Origin of the sequence: Zunongwangia profunda SM-A87 (assembly GCF_000023465.1) — a bacterium.
Taxonomy (GTDB): Bacteria; Bacteroidota; Bacteroidia; order Flavobacteriales; family Flavobacteriaceae; genus Zunongwangia; species Zunongwangia profunda.
Map to the genome: position 1 here is coordinate 996,204 of NC_014041.1, position 16,371 is coordinate 1,012,574.

Here is a 16,371-nt window from a genome sequence, read left to right on the forward strand (position 1 = left end):
ACATGGATTAATTTCCTTTGGGGATAGTTTACTTAATAATCGAGATCAAATACATCAATGGAAAGATCCCGAGGGGAGAAATAAATTTAATAACTGACTCATGGATTTGCCTGAGGTAGTTTACTTGATAATGAATAATTGGTTGAAGCTAAAATAAACAGTCTTTGCGATTCCTTTCGTATTGTCATTTTTGATTCAGAATAATAGAATATGCTACAAAAAGTATCGATTTTACTGATTTTAATACTATTTTCTAGAATTTGTGCTGCTCAGCATCATAGTGCTATTCCCAATGGATATAAATTGCTTTGGGCTGATGAGTTTGAAGAGGGAAATAAACCAAATCCTGAATTTTGGAGCTATGAAAATGGTTTTGTGCGGAATGAAGAATTACAATGGTATCAATCCGAAAATGCTATTATTCAAAACGGCAACCTGAGGATTTTAGGAAAAAAAGAATCAGTAAAAAATGATCGCTTTAACCCTGAAAGTAACAATTGGAAAGAAAGCAGGGAATTTGCAGAATACACTTCAGCAAGCATAAATACTAGGGGTAAATTCGATTTTCAATTTGGTATTTTAGAAGTAAAAGCCAAGATCGATACGTCAATGGGAATGTGGCCGGCGATCTGGACTCTTGGTATAGAAAAGGGATGGCCTTCTAATGGAGAGATTGACGTTATGGAATATTATTTGGTCGACCAGAAACCTGCAATTTTGGCCAATGCCGCATGGAAAGGAGCAACCTCTTATGTGTCTTGGGATAGTGAGAAAATTCCTTTTTCAAAATTTCTGAAAAAAGATCCAAAATGGGCGGAGAAGTTTCATGTGTGGAAAATGGAGTGGACTACAGATTTTATTAAAATCTATCTGGATGACGAATTGCTAAACACGATATCGCTTTCTGAAACTAAGAATCCAGACGGGTTTAATCCCTTTCATCAACCGCATTATATTTTACTGAATCTTGCTATAGGAGGTAATGGCGGTGATCCTTCGGTTACTACTTTTCCAAGGAAATATGAGGTTGATTATGTAAGAGTCTACCAGAAAAAATAATTTATGTTGAAAATATCCAATCTTAGTTTTTTAATTAGTTTACTTTTTATCAGCCTGAACCTATGTGCTCAGGAAGTTGAAGAGTCTTCTCCTAAAGAAGTACGAGAATTCTATGTGAATTCCTTAGTAAAAATAGCAGATCCTGTTTTAAGTAATCTGGCTAAAGGAAAATTAAAAGAAAGTATGCCTATAGAACGTTCACCTGGTGCCTGGGACGATCGTACTCATGTAACTTATCTAGAGGCTTTTGGAAGAACCTTATCGGGGATTGCTCCCTGGTTGGAGCTTGGACCAGATGATACTAAAGAAGGAAAATTTAGAGAAAAATATATCGAATTAGCGCAACTGGCTATTGATAAAGCGACCGATCCCGAATCGGCAGATTTTATGAATTTTAATAAAGATCGCCAGCCTTTGGTAGATGCTGCTTTTTTTGCTCAGGGTTTACTTAGAGCGCCAAAACAGTTGTGGGAGCCACTTTCAGAAACCACAAAAAAGAATGTCATAAAAGCGCTAAAATCGTCTAGAGATATCGAACCTTACTACAGTAATTGGTTACTTTTTACAGGAATGATCGAAGCCGCTTTATTAAAATTTGATGGCAAGGCAGATATGGTTCGACTTACTTACCCCATAAATAAACATATGGAATGGTATCTGGGCGATGGGATGTATGGTGATGGCCCAGATTTTCACTGGGATTACTATAATAGTTTTGTGATTCAGCCAATGCTATTGGACATTCTAAAAGTGATGGATGAAGCCGGAGTTGGTCGAAAACAAGATTTTAAAAAAGTGCAGCAAAGAGCGCAAAGGTATGCCAGCATCCAGGAGCGATTAATTTCCCCTACCGGAACATATCCGCCAATTGGTAGATCTTTAGCCTATCGTTTTGGTGCTTTTCAATCACTTTCTCAGGTTGCTTTATGGAAAAATTTAAGTAAAGAGATAGCACCTTCTCAGGTTAGATCAGCTTTATATACCATGATAAAAAGACAAATTAAAGCAAAAGGAACCTTCGATAAAGAAGGTTGGCTTCAGGTGGGACTTGTAGGGCATCAAAATAATATTGGAGAAGGCTATATCTCAACTGGAAGTCTTTATTTATGTACAGAAGCTTTTCTTGTATTAGGGCTTTCTCCTGATGATGAATTCTGGACATCACCCTCACAACCATGGACCCAAAAGAAAATATGGGGAGGGGAAAACATTCCTATAGATCACGCTCATTAATCCTTCAAAAAATAAAAACTATGAATTTGAAATACTTCCTTATTATAACTGCGTTTTTGTTCAGTATCAACGGAAAAGCACAATCCAAGGCTCCTAACTATACGGCATTTTATCCTGGTGAAATCTGGAAGGATACTGATGGTAATCACATTAATGCACACGGAGGTGGCATCATGTTTAAAGACGGTACTTATTACTGGTATGGAGAGCACAAAGGAAAATCCAGTTTGGCCAGAGTAGGGATTACTGTATACTCATCAGATGATTTATATAACTGGAAAAATGAAGGAGTTGCTCTTTCAGTGGCTAAAGATCCGGATTCTGAAATTACTTCAGGTAGTGTGATGGAACGTCCAAAAGTTGTTTTCAATGAAAAAACGGGGCAATATGTAATGTGGTTTCATCTGGAATTAAAAGGACAAGGCTACGCCGCAGCCCGAACCGGGGTAGCTACCAGTGATTCTCCCACCGGACCATTTACATATTTGAAATCGTATCGTCCAAATGCTGGTGAATGGCCAAAAAATTTTAAGGAAGTATGGAAAGAAACACCAAAAGATGGCGACCCAAAAGAATGGTGGACACCAAAATGGAAAAAAGCTTTAGATGAGGGGATGTTTGTTCGCCGTGATTTTGAAAAAGGACAAATGTCTCGTGACATGACCATTTATATTGATAAAGATGGTACAGCCTATCATATTACCTCTTCAGAGGAAAATCAAACGCTACATATTTCAAAATTAACAGATGATTATCTTGATTTTACCGGGGAATGGGTACGTATGCAACCAGGGGGGCAAAATGAAGCGCCTGCAGTTTTTGAAAAAGACGGGTATTATTATATGATCACCTCAGGCTTAACCGGTTGGGATCCCAATGCAGCAAGATCTTTTCGCGCTAAATCTATCATGGGGCCGTGGGAGAAATTAGGAAATCCGGCAAAAGGAGAGGATGGCGATAAAACTTTCTTTTCCCAGAGTACTTTTATATTACCGGTAGCGGGAAAGGAGGATACCTTTATTTTTATGGCCGATCGTTGGAGGCCAAAAAATCATATTGATGGCCGTTATATCTGGTTACCGATTGAGTGGGAAAACAACAAACCAGTAATTCGTTGGAAAGAGAGCTGGTCGTTATAAATATAAAGTTTGAGGAATAACTATTCTAATTTCAATAAAAAGTGTATATTTAACACTTAATTAGTAAAATCTGAAAATCCACCACGATGAATATCAAATTCTTATTTAATTCAAGGTTTTTTGTCTTATTGTTATGTTCTGTCATACTTTTTTCATGTGCAGGCGGAGAGCAAGAAAAAGAATATACTGCGTATTTATTTACCTATTTTACTGGGAATGGCGATGGAGAAGAGGCGATTCGTTATGCCGTAAGTGATGATGGCTATAACTTCTACGCATTAAATAATAACAAACCTGTTATAGCTTCAGATTCAATAAGCCGGAGTGGTGGTGTTCGTGATCCTCATATTTTAAGAAAAGAAGATGGTAGTGGTTTTTATATGGTCGTAACAGATCTTTTATCCCAAAAAGGTTGGACAAACACAGCGATGACGTTATTGAAATCTGATGATTTGATAAGCTGGTCCAGTTCTATAATTGATATTCCACAAACCTATCCAGAATTTTCAGAGGTAATGCGTGTTTGGGCGCCACAAACCATTTACGATCCCGCAACTAAAAAATACATGGTTTATTTCTCGATGCTAGAGCCGGGAAGTTATGATAAAATATATTACGCTTATGTAAACAAAGATTTTACAGGACTGGAAAGTGCGCCGAAACAGTTGTTTTTTAACCCTAATGAAAAGGCTTCTATAGATGGCGATATTATTAAAAAAGACAACAAGTTTTATTTGTTCTATAAAACCGAAGGAGATAAAGATAAAGGGATAAAGGTTGCTATTTCAGATTCCTTAACTTCAGGGTATAAGGCTGAACCGGGGAATGTAGATCAAACCGATAAAGCTGTAGAAGGATCTGGTGTGTTTAAGCTAAACAACAGTGAAGATTATATTCTAATGTATGATATGTACACCAGTGGTACTTATCAATTTACAAAAAGTAAAGACCTTAAAAATTTCAAAGTGATTGATGAAGATATTTCTATGAATTTTCATCCAAGACATGGTACCGTTATGCCCATTACAACTGAAGAATTACAGCATTTATTAAAAGCTTTTCCTTCGAATGACCTGGTGGGGATAACAGGTACTTCAAATCCTGCTGTAAAAACCAATAATATTGTTATTAAAAGCGATGAAAATACGATTTATCTTCCTGTAAAATATGGGACAGATTTAAGCAGTTTTAATCCTGATTTTAAAGTACTTCCCGGCGTTGCAGTTTCTCCTGAAGGAGCACAGGATTTTTCTAACGGCGCCGTTGTTTATGAAGTTTCCAATGGCGATAAGACTACAAGTTTTAAGGTAACGGTAGCTGTAGCCAATAACCCTGTTGTTGAAGGCTATTATGCTGATCCTGAAATTATTTATTCTGAAAAAGATAAAAAATACTATTTATATCCAACCAGCGATGGCTTTGACGGTTGGTCTGGAACTTATTTTAAAACCTTTTCTTCTGAAGATTTAGTAAACTGGACAGATGAAGGAGTAATTTTGGATTTAGAGAAAGATGTTGAATGGACCAGTAGAAATGCGTGGGCACCAACAATGATCGAGAAGAAAATCGATGGGGAGTATAAGTACTTTTATTATTTTACAGCGGGACAGCAAGTAGGGGTAGCAGTCTCAGATAGCCCTAAAGGACCATTTAAAGATTCAGGAGCGCCATTAATTTCCGAGAAGCCAAGAGGAATAAATGGAGGACAAAATATAGATCCGGATATTTTTGAAGATCCGCAAACAGGTAAAAATTACCTGTATTGGGGAAATGGGTTTTTAGCCGTCGTAGAGCTTAATGATGATATGACAACAATTAAAAGTAAAGAGCCTATAGTTTTAACGCCAGATAATACGTTTAGAGAGGGTGCTGAAATCTTTTTTAGAAACGGTAAATATTATTTTATGTGGGCTGAAGATGATACAAGAAGTCCAAATTATAAAGTACGTTACGCAACTGCCGATAGTCCGCTTGGGCCGCTCAGTATTCCTGAAAATAATATTGTGATTCAAAAAGATGTAGAAAAAGAAATTTTAGCTACAGGTCATAATTCGGTTATTCAGGTACCAGGAAAAGATGAGTGGTATTTGGTATATCATCGATTTACACGCCCTAAAGGAGAAGCTATGGGAGGAGCCGCCGGATTTCATCGAGAAGTTTCTATCGATAGCTTAACTTTTAATGAAGATGGTTCTATAATTGAAGTTAAACCAACTTTAGAAGGAATAGCACCTTTACAATAAATGATGCGATTTTTTCCAGTTTTTGTTGCTTTGCCAATGCTCTTTTCCGGAATAGTTTCTTGTAAACAATCAACTTCCGGGGAAAATTCTGTAGAGAGGAACAGGGAAGAAGCGGTAGTAGCTAAAGAAGAACTTAATGATAGAATGGCTGCTTACCTTATGGTTTATTTTAAAGATGATGATCATAGCCTGCATTTTGCTTTAAGTAAAGACGGTAGAAGTTTTACGGATATCAATAAAGGAAAAGTGGTAATTGCCGGAGATACTATTGCTGAACAAAAGGGGATAAGAGATCCTCATATTTACCGTGGTCAAGAAGGCAATTTTTATCTGGCAATGACCGATCTTCATATTTTTGCAAAACGTGATGGCATTCGAGAAACCGAATGGCAGCGTGATGGTGAGAAATATGGATGGGGAAACAATCGCGGATTTGTACTAATGAAATCCAGTGACTTAATAAATTGGAGTAATGCGAAGGTTCGTTTAGATCAGTTTTTTCCTGATTTAAAGGAAGTTGGTGCTGCCTGGGCGCCAGAGACTATATACGATCAAAAAGAAGGAAAATTGATGCTGTACTATACCATGCGAATGGGGAATGAGCGTAATCAGATGTACTATTCATACATTAACGATGATTTTGATAGTTTGATGAGTCCACCAAAATTGATCTTTGAGTATCCAAAAGAGGTTTCTTATATCGATGCCGATATTAGCCAAATTGGTGATCAATTTCATATGTTTTATACACCACATGATGGTACGCCGGGAATAAAGCAGGCGATTTCCTCTAAAATTAATAAGGGGTACAACTACCAGGAAAAATGGATCGATGAAGAGCCAGAGGCTAGTGAAGCTCCAAACCTTTGGAAAATTATTGGTGAAGATAAATGGATCTTGATGTATGATATATACGGAATTCAACCACATAATTTTGGTTTTTTGGAGACTACCGATTTTAATGATTTCAAAAACCTGGGACATTTTAATGAAGGTAAAATGAAAGCCACTAATTTTTCTTCTCCTAAACATGGCGCTGTAATTCATCTTACTCAAAAAGAAGCTGAAAATTTAGCCAGTCATTGGGATTTTGAATTTTAAAACACACACCTTCATGAAGCTAAACTTTGGTTTTTTAGTCCTGTTATTCCTTTCGCAATTATCAATTGCTCAGGATAAAATGGATGCTTATCTTTTTGCCTACTTTGAAGGAACAGGAAAGGGAGAACTGCAGGAACAATTAAGGTTTGCGGTGAGCGCAGATGCCCAAAACTGGAAAGCTTTAAACAGTAACCAACCCATTATAGGCTCAGACACTATTTCTAATTCTGGAGGGATTCGGGATCCTCATATTCTAAGAAATGATGGTCAGTTTTTTATAGTAGCAACAGATATGTTTACCATAAAACATGGCTGGGGAAGTAATCCTGGAATCGTTTTAATGCACTCCAAAAACTTAACAGACTGGGAAGCTAATGCCATAGATTTTCAAAAAGAATATCCTGATACCTTTAAAAATGTACAATGGGTGTGGGCACCGCAAACATTTTATGATAAGGATAACGATAAATATCTGGTGTATTTTACCATAAGGTTTTCAGGACAGGATAATCTAGATTTCTATAGTGCATATGCAAATAAAGATTTTACCGGTTTTGAAAGTGAGCCTAGATTAATGTTCCGGGCAAAATATGGTGCAATTGACGGCGATATTATTTATAAAGATGGTATTTATCATCTTTTTTATAAAGGAAATACTAAAAACGAAAAGGGAGAAGAAATAAAAAATGGTATACAACAGGCGGTTAGTACCTCTTTAGAAGGACCTTGGAGGGAAGACTTTAAATATCTGGATTCCTATGCCAATTCAGATATAGTTGTAGAGGGTTCTTCGGTTTTTAAACTAAATGATAGTGAGCAGTATATCCTGATGTATGATCTATATTCCAGTGGCCGTTACGAGTTTCAGAGAAGCAAGGATCTTTTTAATTTTTCAGAAAAAACAGAAAACTTTACAAAAGATTTTTTTCCACGTCACGGTAGTGTGATCGGGATTACCAAAGAAGAAGTACAAAAACTCCAAAAAAAATGGGGTGGTGTACCCAAAGAACTTTTAAATGAAGGAGAATGAAAATAGTAAACACTTTTTTTATCGTATTTGTATGTATACTCTATGGAGGTAACTTACATGCACAACAAAAATCAGATTCTGCATTTATTTTTGAACCTACACAAAATCCGCTTTTTACCCACAAATATACAGCAGATCCGGCTGCTTTGGTAGAAGGTGATATGTTATGGTTGTTTAGCGGGCATGATTACGAAGGAGGGCAACAAGGTTATAAAATGAAAGATTGGCTCGTGTTTTCTACTAAGGATATGAAAACCTGGGAAGAACATCCAGTACCATTAAAAATTACCGATTTTGAATGGGCAACCAGTGGAGATGCCTATGCCGGTCACGTTGCTAAAAGATATGGAAAGTATTACTGGTATATTAGTACCAATTGGAATGGAATTGGTGTTGCCGTAGCCGATAAACCAGAAGGCCCATATAAAGATGCGTTGGGAGAGCCATTATTAACTAATGAAGATTGCTTCGCCTCTACACATTCCTGGACGTGTATAGATCCTGCAATTTTTATCGATGAAGATGATCAGCCTTGGATTTTTTGGGGAAATGGAGTTTGTTATTACGCCAGGCTTAAAGACAATATGATCGAAATCGAAGGAGATATTAAGAAAATTGATTTTGATGGTTTTGAATTTACCGAGGCGCCCTGGGTGCATAAGGCTAATGGCAAATATTACCTGACGTATGCTACTGGGTTTCCAGAAAAAATAGCTTATGCTATGGCAGAAGATATCGAGGGGCCTTATGAATATAAAGGGATTTTAAATGAAATTGCAGGGAATAGCAATACCAACCATCAGTCAATCGTAGCATTTAATAATGATTGGTATTTTATTTATCATAATGGAGGCATTCAGACCGATGGTTCCAGTTATAGCAGATCTGTCTGTATTGAAAAAATGGAATACAATGATGATGGAACTATCAAGCCAATTGTAATGACAACCAAAGGAATTTATAATGAAGAATAAATTATTCTTCTGCTGCAGATAATCCCAGGCCTAAGTCTTCCAGAGATTTGCCTTTGGTTTCTGGCATCATAAATTTCACATACAACAATTGCAAAACCATCATAAATGCAAAGCAGGCAAAAACCCATCCCGGACCAATACTACCAAATAAAACGGGAACCAGTGAAGGGATGATGGCGGCCAGTACCCAATGAGTAGACGATCCAAAAGCCTGTCCACTCGCACGTAGGTGATTAGGGAAAATTTCAGAAATAAAAACCCAAATAACCGAGCCCTGTCCAATAGCATGAGCGGCGATAAAAATAAAGATAAAGATAGGTACACTCATGCCGCCCCAATCTAAAAAGAAAGCGGCAGATACCATGGATAAAGAAATAATGTAGCCTATAGAACCTATAAACATTAAAGTACGTCGCCCTAAGCGATCGATTAAAAATAAGGCCATGAAGGTGAAAATAATATTGGTTACACCAACACCAATACTGCTAAGCAGAGAAGCACTTTCTTCTAAACCAGCTTCTTCAAAAATCCTTGGGGCGTAATAGAGAAGAGCGTTAATTCCCGAGAACTGGTTGAAAAAGGCAATAAGAAAAGCTAATATCAAAGGTTTACGATACTTTTTCATAAAAATGGTTTCATGACTGGATTTTCCATGATCGGCTTGCCGCTTAATTTCAGCAATCTTATCGTCTAAGTTTTTAGAAGTATCAATTTTCGATAAAATACTTCGAGCTTTTTCAATTTTACCCTGTGCGATTAACCAACGGGGGCTTTGCGGGATAACCAGTACTAAAAAAGTATAAATTAATGCTGGCAAAGCTTCCATACCTACCATCCAACGCCAGGGTTCGCTACCGCTATCTCGTAAAAGATAATTCGACGCATAAGCCGCAAGCATTCCTAATACAATATTGAACTGATAGAAAGCAACCAGGCGACCCCGGTCTTTTTCAGGAGCGATTTCAGAAATATAAGCTGGTGCCGCGATGGTGGAAGCTCCAACTCCCAATCCGCCAATAAATCTGAAAATCCCGAAAGTAATAGGGTCATCTACCAAAGCAGATCCTAATGCAGAAATTACATATAATATCCCAATAAAAAATAAACTCTTTTTTCTTCCCAGGGCATTGGTAGGAATACCTCCAAAAACCGCTCCGGCTACCGTGCCCCACAATGCCATACCAATTACATAGGTGCCATGAAACGCATCAGAGCTATGCCAGATTTGTTGCAATTGCTTTTCAGCTCCCGAAATTACTACGGTATCAAAACCAAATAGAAATCCTGCAAATGCGGCACAAAGTGACCAGAGTACTATTTTATTCATTCTGTTAAAATAAAAATTAAAATTTTTGAGAATATAGCCATTTTTATCGAAATGATAATTTAATCTTGAAAATATCAGGAATTTGTATTTCAGAAGTTTATAAAAAATACGCAATTATTTTATTCTGATTTTAGACAGGGTAAAATTGAGATACCTCCGAAAACGATATTGTGAAGATTTTATATCTTCGAGTTAAACCTTACATAAATGCTTTTTTAAGTCTATGGATTGAACATATTTTCGCTGAGTATTAACAACAAAAAAAATAAAATTATGGCATCTTATTTAAGAACGGAGGAGATAAAAACATCATTGCGGGTATTGGTAAATCAGTATATTGAGGAGTGCAGGGATTGTGATAAAATACCGCAGGATTTTATTGATTTGTTACGCCATAACTTTTTAGCAAAGTTCGTTTTTTATAATAAGAATGATAAAACTATAGAAATAGGTATTAATAAAGGATCATCACCAGAGGGGTATCCTAATATTAAAGTCTTTAGTTTTCCTGTAAATAAAGCTGTGGAATGGCTGGACGAATCATTTAAAAGTGAAACAAACGATTTAGAGTTCTATGGAAAATTACTGAATAGAAATGAAATAATTAGTTCATCAGAATTAGTATTGATTTAAAGAATATTTCAAATGTTGTAATACGGGAGGTTGTCTCTTAGGTTTGTTGCGAACAAGTCTAGAAGACAGTCTCCTTATTTTATTGTTTACTTATAAGCGCTTGCTTGCTCAACAAGTTTTTTAACCTGTAAATCGCCAAAGCCATAAATACTTTCGCGTTTACAAAATTCCCTAAAAATAAGGGTGAAATCATCTGTTTGTAGCTCATTCATAATACTTAAGATAGAAGCTACCGGACGTTCTGGATAATTCTCCTGCGGAATTCGGGCGATATGGGCTTCAACGGCGGGAAGAATGAATGGGAATTCTTCTTGTAGATTTATAGCCATTTGCTTTAGTCTTCCTAGCTCGTTATTTTGATAGTACTGCCAAAGCTTTGCAAAATCCAGAATATTATGTACCAATTTTCGATGCTTATAAGCTAAGGTTAATTCTGTTTCACTTAATCGGCTAAATCCATATTGGCTATGCTCTTTTGGCATTATCAGGAAAATAGTTTTTAAAGATGGATTTTCAATGATTAAAGAAGTAACAAACCATAAATTAGCCTGGCAGAAAAGGTCATGTTCAAACCAAAGATTGATCTCGCAGTTTTTGGTAATATCCAAAATTTTTTGAAACTCGGATTTTACGTTTTTGAGATAATTTTCTTCAGTTTCACCATAGTTTTTACAAATAAAATTTGCCCTGTTTGCAAAAAAGCTATCAAAATCATCTCCTTTTGTAGTTCCTTCTATGAAACATTCCCTTGCTATAATTAATTTACCTTTAAGGGCTTTAGGAAATTGATATTTTAGGGCATCGCCGTTTAGAATATGATATTGGGGTAGCATAGGGAAAAAATGAATACCTAAAGATAGTTCATTTTAATGTAAAATAAAATATCCCAAATTCAGCAAAAATCAATAATTAAATTGCCTAATTTGGGATTCCCTGTTATAATTATCCAATGATATCGGCGACTATAAGTTTGGCGTGAATTCTGGAATTTTCTATAAACCATTTATGGGTTTCCATCCCTCCGCATATTACTCCGGCAAGGTAAATTCCGGGAATATTGGTTTCCATGGTATTTTCATCATACATCGGGATTTTTTTATCTTCGTCTTTTAAAGAAATTCCGATATTATCCAGAAACTCGAAGTTAGGGCGATATCCCGTCAATAATAGCACAAAATCATTTTCTAGAGTCGTCTCGCCATCGGGCGTTTGTACAATTACTTCTTTTTCTTTAATCTCTTTAATAGAAGAATTAAAATAGGCTTTAATGCTGCCTTCTTCTATTCTGTTAACAATATCTGGTCGCACCCAATATTTTACACGAGGCCCAATATCCTCGGCCCGTACAATCATTGTCACTTCACCGCCCTTTCTATAAATTTCTAAAGCAGCATCTACTGCCGAATTACTAGCGCCAACAACAATGGTTTTTTGAGTAGCGTAATAATGAGGATCGTTGTAATAATGCGCTACTTTAGGGAGTTCTTCTCCCTGCACACCAATATAATTTGGAATGTCATAAAATCCGGTGGCTATCACCACATTTTTTGCTTTATAAAAACCTTTTGTAGTGATAACTTCTTTTATAGTAGAATTTGATTTTACTTCCGTAACCTTTTCGAACAAATGAATGTTCACCTGGTTAGACGTTGCGATCCTGCGATAATATTCTAAAGCTTCAGCTTTTCTTGGTTTAGGGTTGTTGCTTATAAAGGGGATGCCATCTAACTCTAATTTTTCTGATGTTGAAAAGAAAGTCATATTAGTAGGATAGTGGTAAAGGCTGTTCACCAAACATCCTTTCTCCAGGATCAGATAGGTGAGGCCGTGTTTTTCAGCTTCCAGACCACATGCAATCCCAATTGGACCGCCGCCTATAATTACAATGTCGTAAGTATCGTTATGAATTTGCAAGATGCTTTAACTCTTTAATAGTTTCTAATTGATTTTCGGCTTTAAACACATAACTGCCGGCCACCAGAATATCTGCGCCGGCGTTTATTAGCTCTAAAGCATTTTTATTGGTTACCCCACCATCGATCTCGATTAAGGTTTCTGCATTCTGATTTAAAATCATTTCTTTTAAACGTTGTACTTTATGGTAGGTATGCTCAATAAAGCTTTGACCACCAAACCCTGGGTTAACACTCATTACAAGTACTATGTCGATATCCTTGATCACATCTTTCAATAAATCTACATTAGTGTGAGGATTTATCGCTACACCGGCTTTCATACCTTCTGCTTTTATGGCTTGTAATGTTCTATGTAAGTGGGGGCAGGCTTCATAATGTACGGTAAGATGGTTGGCGCCAAGATCAGCGAATTCTTTTATATATCGATCTGGATCTACAATCATAAGATGCACATCCAGTGGCTTTTTGGCATGTTTGTTAATTGCCTGTAGCACCGGCATTCCAAAGGAAATATTGGGTACAAAAACACCATCCATAATATCAACGTGAAACCACTGGGCCTGGCTTTTATTAACGGTTTCTATGTCGCGTTGCAGATTTGCAAAATCAGCGGCGAGTAGGGAAGGGGCAATTATCTTTTCTTTCATTGTAACAGCATGTTTCTCTAACAAAAATACTAAGAATATGTTTGAAGCGTAAAGAATTAGAGGAAAAGCTTTCACGGTTTCCCTATCGACCTATAATTGAATATCTTTGAAAAAAACTAAAGGAAAATACCATGATTTTTATCGAAAATGAAGGAAATAACGACCCGTTTTTAAACCTGGCACTAGAAGAGTATATACTAAGAAACTTTGATGAAGGGCAGGATTACCTGTTGTTTTACATTAATGAACCCTCGATTATTATCGGTAGAAATCAAAACACGCTTGAAGAGATTAATCATTCTTATGTTGAAGAAAAAAATATTAAAGTAGTACGAAGAATTTCTGGAGGTGGAGCGGTATACCATGATTTCGGAAATTTGAATTTTAGTTTTATTACCGATTATGATGTTAAAAGTTTAAATAACTTTAGAAAGTTTACGGAGCCGGTAATTAAAGTACTGAATAAAATAGGAGTGCCGGCTGAGTTAAAAGGCAGGAACGATATTGTAGTTAATGATCGTAAAATATCTGGAAATGCTCAGTTTAGCAGTGTAAAAAGAATGTTTAGTCATGGTACTTTATTGCTAGATTCAGATTTGGATGAGGTCACTCGGGCGTTGCAGGTAAAAATGAGCAAGATTCAGTCTAAAGGGCATAAATCGGTTCGCAGTCGTGTGGCTAATATTAGTGAATTTCTAGAGGAGTCATTAGATATCGAAAGCTTCCGAACTATTATTTTAAAGGGGTTGTACGAAGAACGCGAAGAATTCGAAACTTATCATTTAACGGCAGAGGAGTGGGAAGAAGTACGCCAATTAAAGACTGAGAAGTACGAAGCCTGGGATTGGAATTACGGGCGATCGCCTAAATTTAATATTCAGCGTACCAGTCGTTTCCCAGTGGGAGAGATTGATTTACGTATTTTTGTAAATAAAGGCTACATTGAAGAATTTAAGATCTTTGGGGATTTCTTTGGGAAAGAACCTGTATCAGATATCGAAAATAAACTAATTGGTGCCCGCTATGAAAAACTAGAAATAGAGTCGCTTTTAGCCAATATCGATACAAGATTTTATTTTGGAGATCTGCCTAAAAAAGATTTTATAAATCTTGTGTATGGAGAAGATGAGGAATAATTCCTCAAAAATTGGGTGCCATCAGGATTTAATCTACAAATGCTTTTAAAATGTTTTTCACAGTATTCTGGGAAGCACTATCTAAACATTTAATATAATCAAGATAGCTAATATCCTGTGATAAATTGCTGGTTCTTTTCGATAGAAAGGTAGCTTCATAACCATTAAATTCAGTGTTTTTAATTTCTTTATTAAAAATTTTTATCAGATTTCGATGTCTGCTATCTTTAGCAATATTATCGAAAAGTTCTTTAATGATAGATCTTTCTCCTTCTATCACCTGAAAAAAATTGCCTTCTGAAGATAATAAAATCCCAGTGATGCTATGATCTATATTCCAGTTTTCGGTATAGGAGAGAACACTATCAATGTCTTTTTCTTCAATATAAGGAGAAGCTGTACTTACGTAGCAGATTGCCCATCTTTCCATAGTTTAAATAAAAATCGTTTAAAGACTACAATTAAAGAATTAATTGTAAGGATTTTATTAAATCTTTGTTAGAATTTATTATAAATGAAGCGACCCCGGGTCATCACTCCGGGGTCATTCATCAATCAAAAAACGAACAGTTATTTTCATGGTTAGGGTCATCACTCCCCACCACTAAACTGTTGTCATCTTAAATATCTTTTATTCTCTATTTCAATAGTAGTCAAAAGTAATGCCATTATAAAAAATAAATGCAGCTATGCTGCACCATAAATCAGTCAGCTAATTTAGTAAGTTTCAATTAGAATCAATAAATTTTAATTTAAGTTTAATAATTGATGCTAAAATAGGAGTGAAGTTATATTATAAAATGAAGCGACCCCGGGTCATCACTCCGGGGTCATTCATCAATCAAAAAACGAACAGTTATTTTCATGGTTGGGTCATCACTCCCACCACTAAACTGTTGTCATCTTAAATATGTTTAACCTAAATAGGTTTTTAAAATCTTACTGCGAGATGTATGTTTTAATCTTCTAATCGCTTTTTCTTTAATTTGTCTTACGCGCTCACGAGTAAGATCAAAAGTTTCGCCAATTTCTTCAAGAGTCATAGGATGTTGATCTCCTAATCCAAAATACAAGCGAATAACATCAGCCTCACGTGGTGTAAGTGTTTCTAAAGCACGTTCGATCTCTGTTCTTAGTGATTCATGAAGAAGATCTTTATCCGGGTTTGGGGACTCACCAGATCGTAATACATCATATAGGTTAGAATCTTCACCTTCTACTAAAGGAGCATCCATAGATACGTGACGACCAGAGTTTTTCATAGACTCTTTCACGTCATTAATGGTCATATCCAGCTCTTTTGCAATTTCTTCAGCACTTGGTGGGCGCTCGTGAGATTGCTCTAAGAAAGCAAAGGTTTTATTGATCTTATTGATAGATCCAATTTTGTTAAGCGGTAAACGTACAATACGAGATTGCTCCGCCAAAGCCTGTAAGATAGATTGTCTAATCCACCAAACAGCATACGATATAAATTTAAAGCCACGAGTTTCATCAAAACGTTTCGCAGCTTTAATAAGTCCTAAATTTCCTTCGTTAATAAGATCGGGAAGAGTTAATCCCTGGTTCTGATATTGTTTTGCTACAGAAACAACAAAACGTAAATTCGCTTTTGTTAATTTCTCTAAGGCACGGTTATCACCCGCTTTAATTCGTTGTGCTAATTCTACCTCTTCGTCTGCGGTAATTAAATCTACTTTACCTATTTCCTGCAAATACTTATCCAGCGAAGCAGTTTCACGGTTAGTTACCTGCTTCGTAATTTTAAGTTGTCTCATCTATCTTCTCCTTGGGTTTTAATTGTGAATAGCTCTTGTATATAGTTATACGTAAGAAGACCGAAAAATGTTACAAAATGTTTACGCAATTTTTTATGGGTGTTATTTAAAATGGCTGTCTTAGACCAATATTTTAGCTATAAACAGAAGTATTT

15 protein-coding genes are annotated in these 16,371 nt (G+C 36.2%); 9 read left to right on the top strand and 6 right to left on the bottom strand.

Annotation, left to right across the window (positions count from 1 at the left end):
* Positions 1-210 precede the first annotated feature (210 nt).
* The 7 genes from ZPR_RS04385 to ZPR_RS04415 all read left to right on the top strand — a co-directional run bounded on the left by ZPR_RS04385 (position 211) and on the right by ZPR_RS04415 (position 8,779).
* Positions 211-1,059 carry a glycoside hydrolase family 16 protein gene (locus tag ZPR_RS04385; RefSeq protein WP_013070411.1) on the top strand — a complete coding sequence of 283 codons (849 nt, stop codon included), beginning with the start codon at positions 211-213 and terminating at the stop codon, positions 1,057-1,059.
* 3 nt (positions 1,060-1,062) lie between these two features.
* Positions 1,063-2,292, top strand: coding sequence for a DUF2264 domain-containing protein (locus tag ZPR_RS04390; RefSeq protein WP_013070412.1), 1,230 nt, complete (start codon positions 1,063-1,065; stop codon positions 2,290-2,292).
* A gap of 20 nt (positions 2,293-2,312) precedes the next feature.
* Positions 2,313-3,431, top strand: a complete 1,119-nt coding sequence (locus ZPR_RS04395) for a glycoside hydrolase family 43 protein (RefSeq protein ID WP_083759731.1) — start codon at positions 2,313-2,315, stop codon at positions 3,429-3,431.
* Between the two features lie 86 nt (positions 3,432-3,517).
* Positions 3,518-5,674: a glycoside hydrolase family 43 protein gene (locus tag ZPR_RS04400; protein ID WP_041578672.1), complete on the top strand. Its 2,157-nt coding sequence runs from the start codon at positions 3,518-3,520 to the stop codon at positions 5,672-5,674.
* Complete coding sequence (locus tag ZPR_RS04405) at positions 5,675-6,775, top strand: glycoside hydrolase family 43 protein (RefSeq protein WP_013070415.1); 1,101 nt, start codon at positions 5,675-5,677, stop codon at positions 6,773-6,775.
* Between the two features lie 13 nt (positions 6,776-6,788).
* The gene (locus tag ZPR_RS04410; RefSeq protein WP_013070416.1) at positions 6,789-7,805 is read left to right on the top strand and encodes a glycoside hydrolase family 43 protein; all 1,017 of its coding nucleotides are present in this window, start codon (positions 6,789-6,791) and stop codon (positions 7,803-7,805) included.
* A complete protein-coding gene (locus ZPR_RS04415) occupies positions 7,802-8,779 on the top strand; it encodes a glycoside hydrolase family 43 protein (protein ID WP_013070417.1) in 978 nt (325 codons plus the stop codon). The genes ZPR_RS04410 and ZPR_RS04415 overlap by 4 nt, the downstream gene beginning before the upstream one ends.
* Before the next feature lies 1 nt (position 8,780).
* Here the strand turns inward: ZPR_RS04415 and ZPR_RS04420 are convergent, their stop codons facing one another.
* Complete coding sequence (locus ZPR_RS04420; RefSeq protein WP_041579620.1) at positions 8,781-10,106, bottom strand: sugar porter family MFS transporter; 1,326 nt, start codon at positions 10,104-10,106, stop codon at positions 8,781-8,783.
* Between the two features lie 273 nt (positions 10,107-10,379).
* On the opposite strand from ZPR_RS04420, the gene ZPR_RS04425 reads away from it, so the two are divergent.
* Positions 10,380-10,739 carry a hypothetical protein gene (locus ZPR_RS04425; RefSeq protein WP_013070419.1) on the top strand — a complete coding sequence of 120 codons (360 nt, stop codon included), beginning with the start codon at positions 10,380-10,382 and terminating at the stop codon, positions 10,737-10,739.
* Between the two features lie 86 nt (positions 10,740-10,825).
* On the opposite strand, the gene ZPR_RS04430 is transcribed toward ZPR_RS04425, so the two are convergent.
* The 3 genes from ZPR_RS04430 to rpe form a co-directional block, all read right to left on the bottom strand.
* Positions 10,826-11,572, bottom strand: a complete 747-nt coding sequence (locus ZPR_RS04430) for a hypothetical protein (RefSeq protein ID WP_013070420.1) — start codon at positions 11,570-11,572, stop codon at positions 10,826-10,828.
* Between the two features lie 109 nt (positions 11,573-11,681).
* On the bottom strand, positions 11,682-12,653 hold the full coding sequence (locus ZPR_RS04435; RefSeq protein ID WP_013070421.1) for a YpdA family putative bacillithiol disulfide reductase: 972 nt from the start codon (positions 12,651-12,653) through the stop codon (positions 11,682-11,684).
* Positions 12,640-13,302: a ribulose-phosphate 3-epimerase gene (gene rpe / locus ZPR_RS04440; protein WP_013070422.1), complete on the bottom strand. Its 663-nt coding sequence runs from the start codon at positions 13,300-13,302 to the stop codon at positions 12,640-12,642. The genes ZPR_RS04435 and rpe overlap by 14 nt, the downstream gene beginning before the upstream one ends.
* Positions 13,303-13,433: 131 nt before the next feature.
* On the opposite strand from rpe, the gene ZPR_RS04445 reads away from it, so the two are divergent.
* Positions 13,434-14,438, top strand: a complete 1,005-nt coding sequence (locus ZPR_RS04445; protein ID WP_013070423.1) for a lipoate--protein ligase — start codon at positions 13,434-13,436, stop codon at positions 14,436-14,438.
* A 28-nt stretch (positions 14,439-14,466) separates the two neighbouring features.
* On the opposite strand, the gene ZPR_RS04450 is transcribed toward ZPR_RS04445, so the two are convergent.
* Positions 14,467-14,868, bottom strand: a complete 402-nt coding sequence (locus ZPR_RS04450; protein WP_013070424.1) for a BLUF domain-containing protein — start codon at positions 14,866-14,868, stop codon at positions 14,467-14,469.
* 484 nt (positions 14,869-15,352) lie between these two features.
* Positions 15,353-16,216 (bottom strand): sigma-70 family RNA polymerase sigma factor, encoded by an 864-nt coding sequence (locus tag ZPR_RS04455; RefSeq protein ID WP_013070425.1) that lies wholly within the window; start codon positions 16,214-16,216, stop codon positions 15,353-15,355.
* Between the last annotated feature and the right edge of the window lie 155 nt (positions 16,217-16,371).

Bases quoted from the DNA above. Each gene is read 5' to 3' on its own strand.
- ZPR_RS04385 (WP_013070411.1), top strand. From the start codon at position 211: ATGCTACAAAAAGTATCGATTTTACTGATTTTAATACTATTTTCTAGA.
- ZPR_RS04390 (WP_013070412.1), top strand. From the start codon at position 1,063: ATGTTGAAAATATCCAATCTTAGTTTTTTAATTAGTTTACTTTTTATC.
- ZPR_RS04395 (WP_083759731.1), top strand. From the start codon at position 2,313: ATGAATTTGAAATACTTCCTTATTATAACTGCGTTTTTGTTCAGTATC.
- ZPR_RS04400 (WP_041578672.1), top strand. From the start codon at position 3,518: ATGAATATCAAATTCTTATTTAATTCAAGGTTTTTTGTCTTATTGTTA.
- ZPR_RS04405 (WP_013070415.1), top strand. From the start codon at position 5,675: ATGATGCGATTTTTTCCAGTTTTTGTTGCTTTGCCAATGCTCTTTTCC.
- ZPR_RS04410 (WP_013070416.1), top strand. From the start codon at position 6,789: ATGAAGCTAAACTTTGGTTTTTTAGTCCTGTTATTCCTTTCGCAATTA.
- ZPR_RS04415 (WP_013070417.1), top strand. From the start codon at position 7,802: ATGAAAATAGTAAACACTTTTTTTATCGTATTTGTATGTATACTCTAT.
- ZPR_RS04420 (WP_041579620.1), bottom strand. From the start codon at position 10,106: ATGAATAAAATAGTACTCTGGTCACTTTGTGCCGCATTTGCAGGATTT.
- ZPR_RS04425 (WP_013070419.1), top strand. From the start codon at position 10,380: ATGGCATCTTATTTAAGAACGGAGGAGATAAAAACATCATTGCGGGTA.
- ZPR_RS04430 (WP_013070420.1), bottom strand. From the start codon at position 11,572: ATGCTACCCCAATATCATATTCTAAACGGCGATGCCCTAAAATATCAA.
- rpe (WP_013070422.1), bottom strand. From the start codon at position 13,302: ATGAAAGAAAAGATAATTGCCCCTTCCCTACTCGCCGCTGATTTTGCA.
- ZPR_RS04445 (WP_013070423.1), top strand. From the start codon at position 13,434: ATGATTTTTATCGAAAATGAAGGAAATAACGACCCGTTTTTAAACCTG.
- ZPR_RS04450 (WP_013070424.1), bottom strand. From the start codon at position 14,868: ATGGAAAGATGGGCAATCTGCTACGTAAGTACAGCTTCTCCTTATATT.
- ZPR_RS04455 (WP_013070425.1), bottom strand. From the start codon at position 16,216: ATGAGACAACTTAAAATTACGAAGCAGGTAACTAACCGTGAAACTGCT.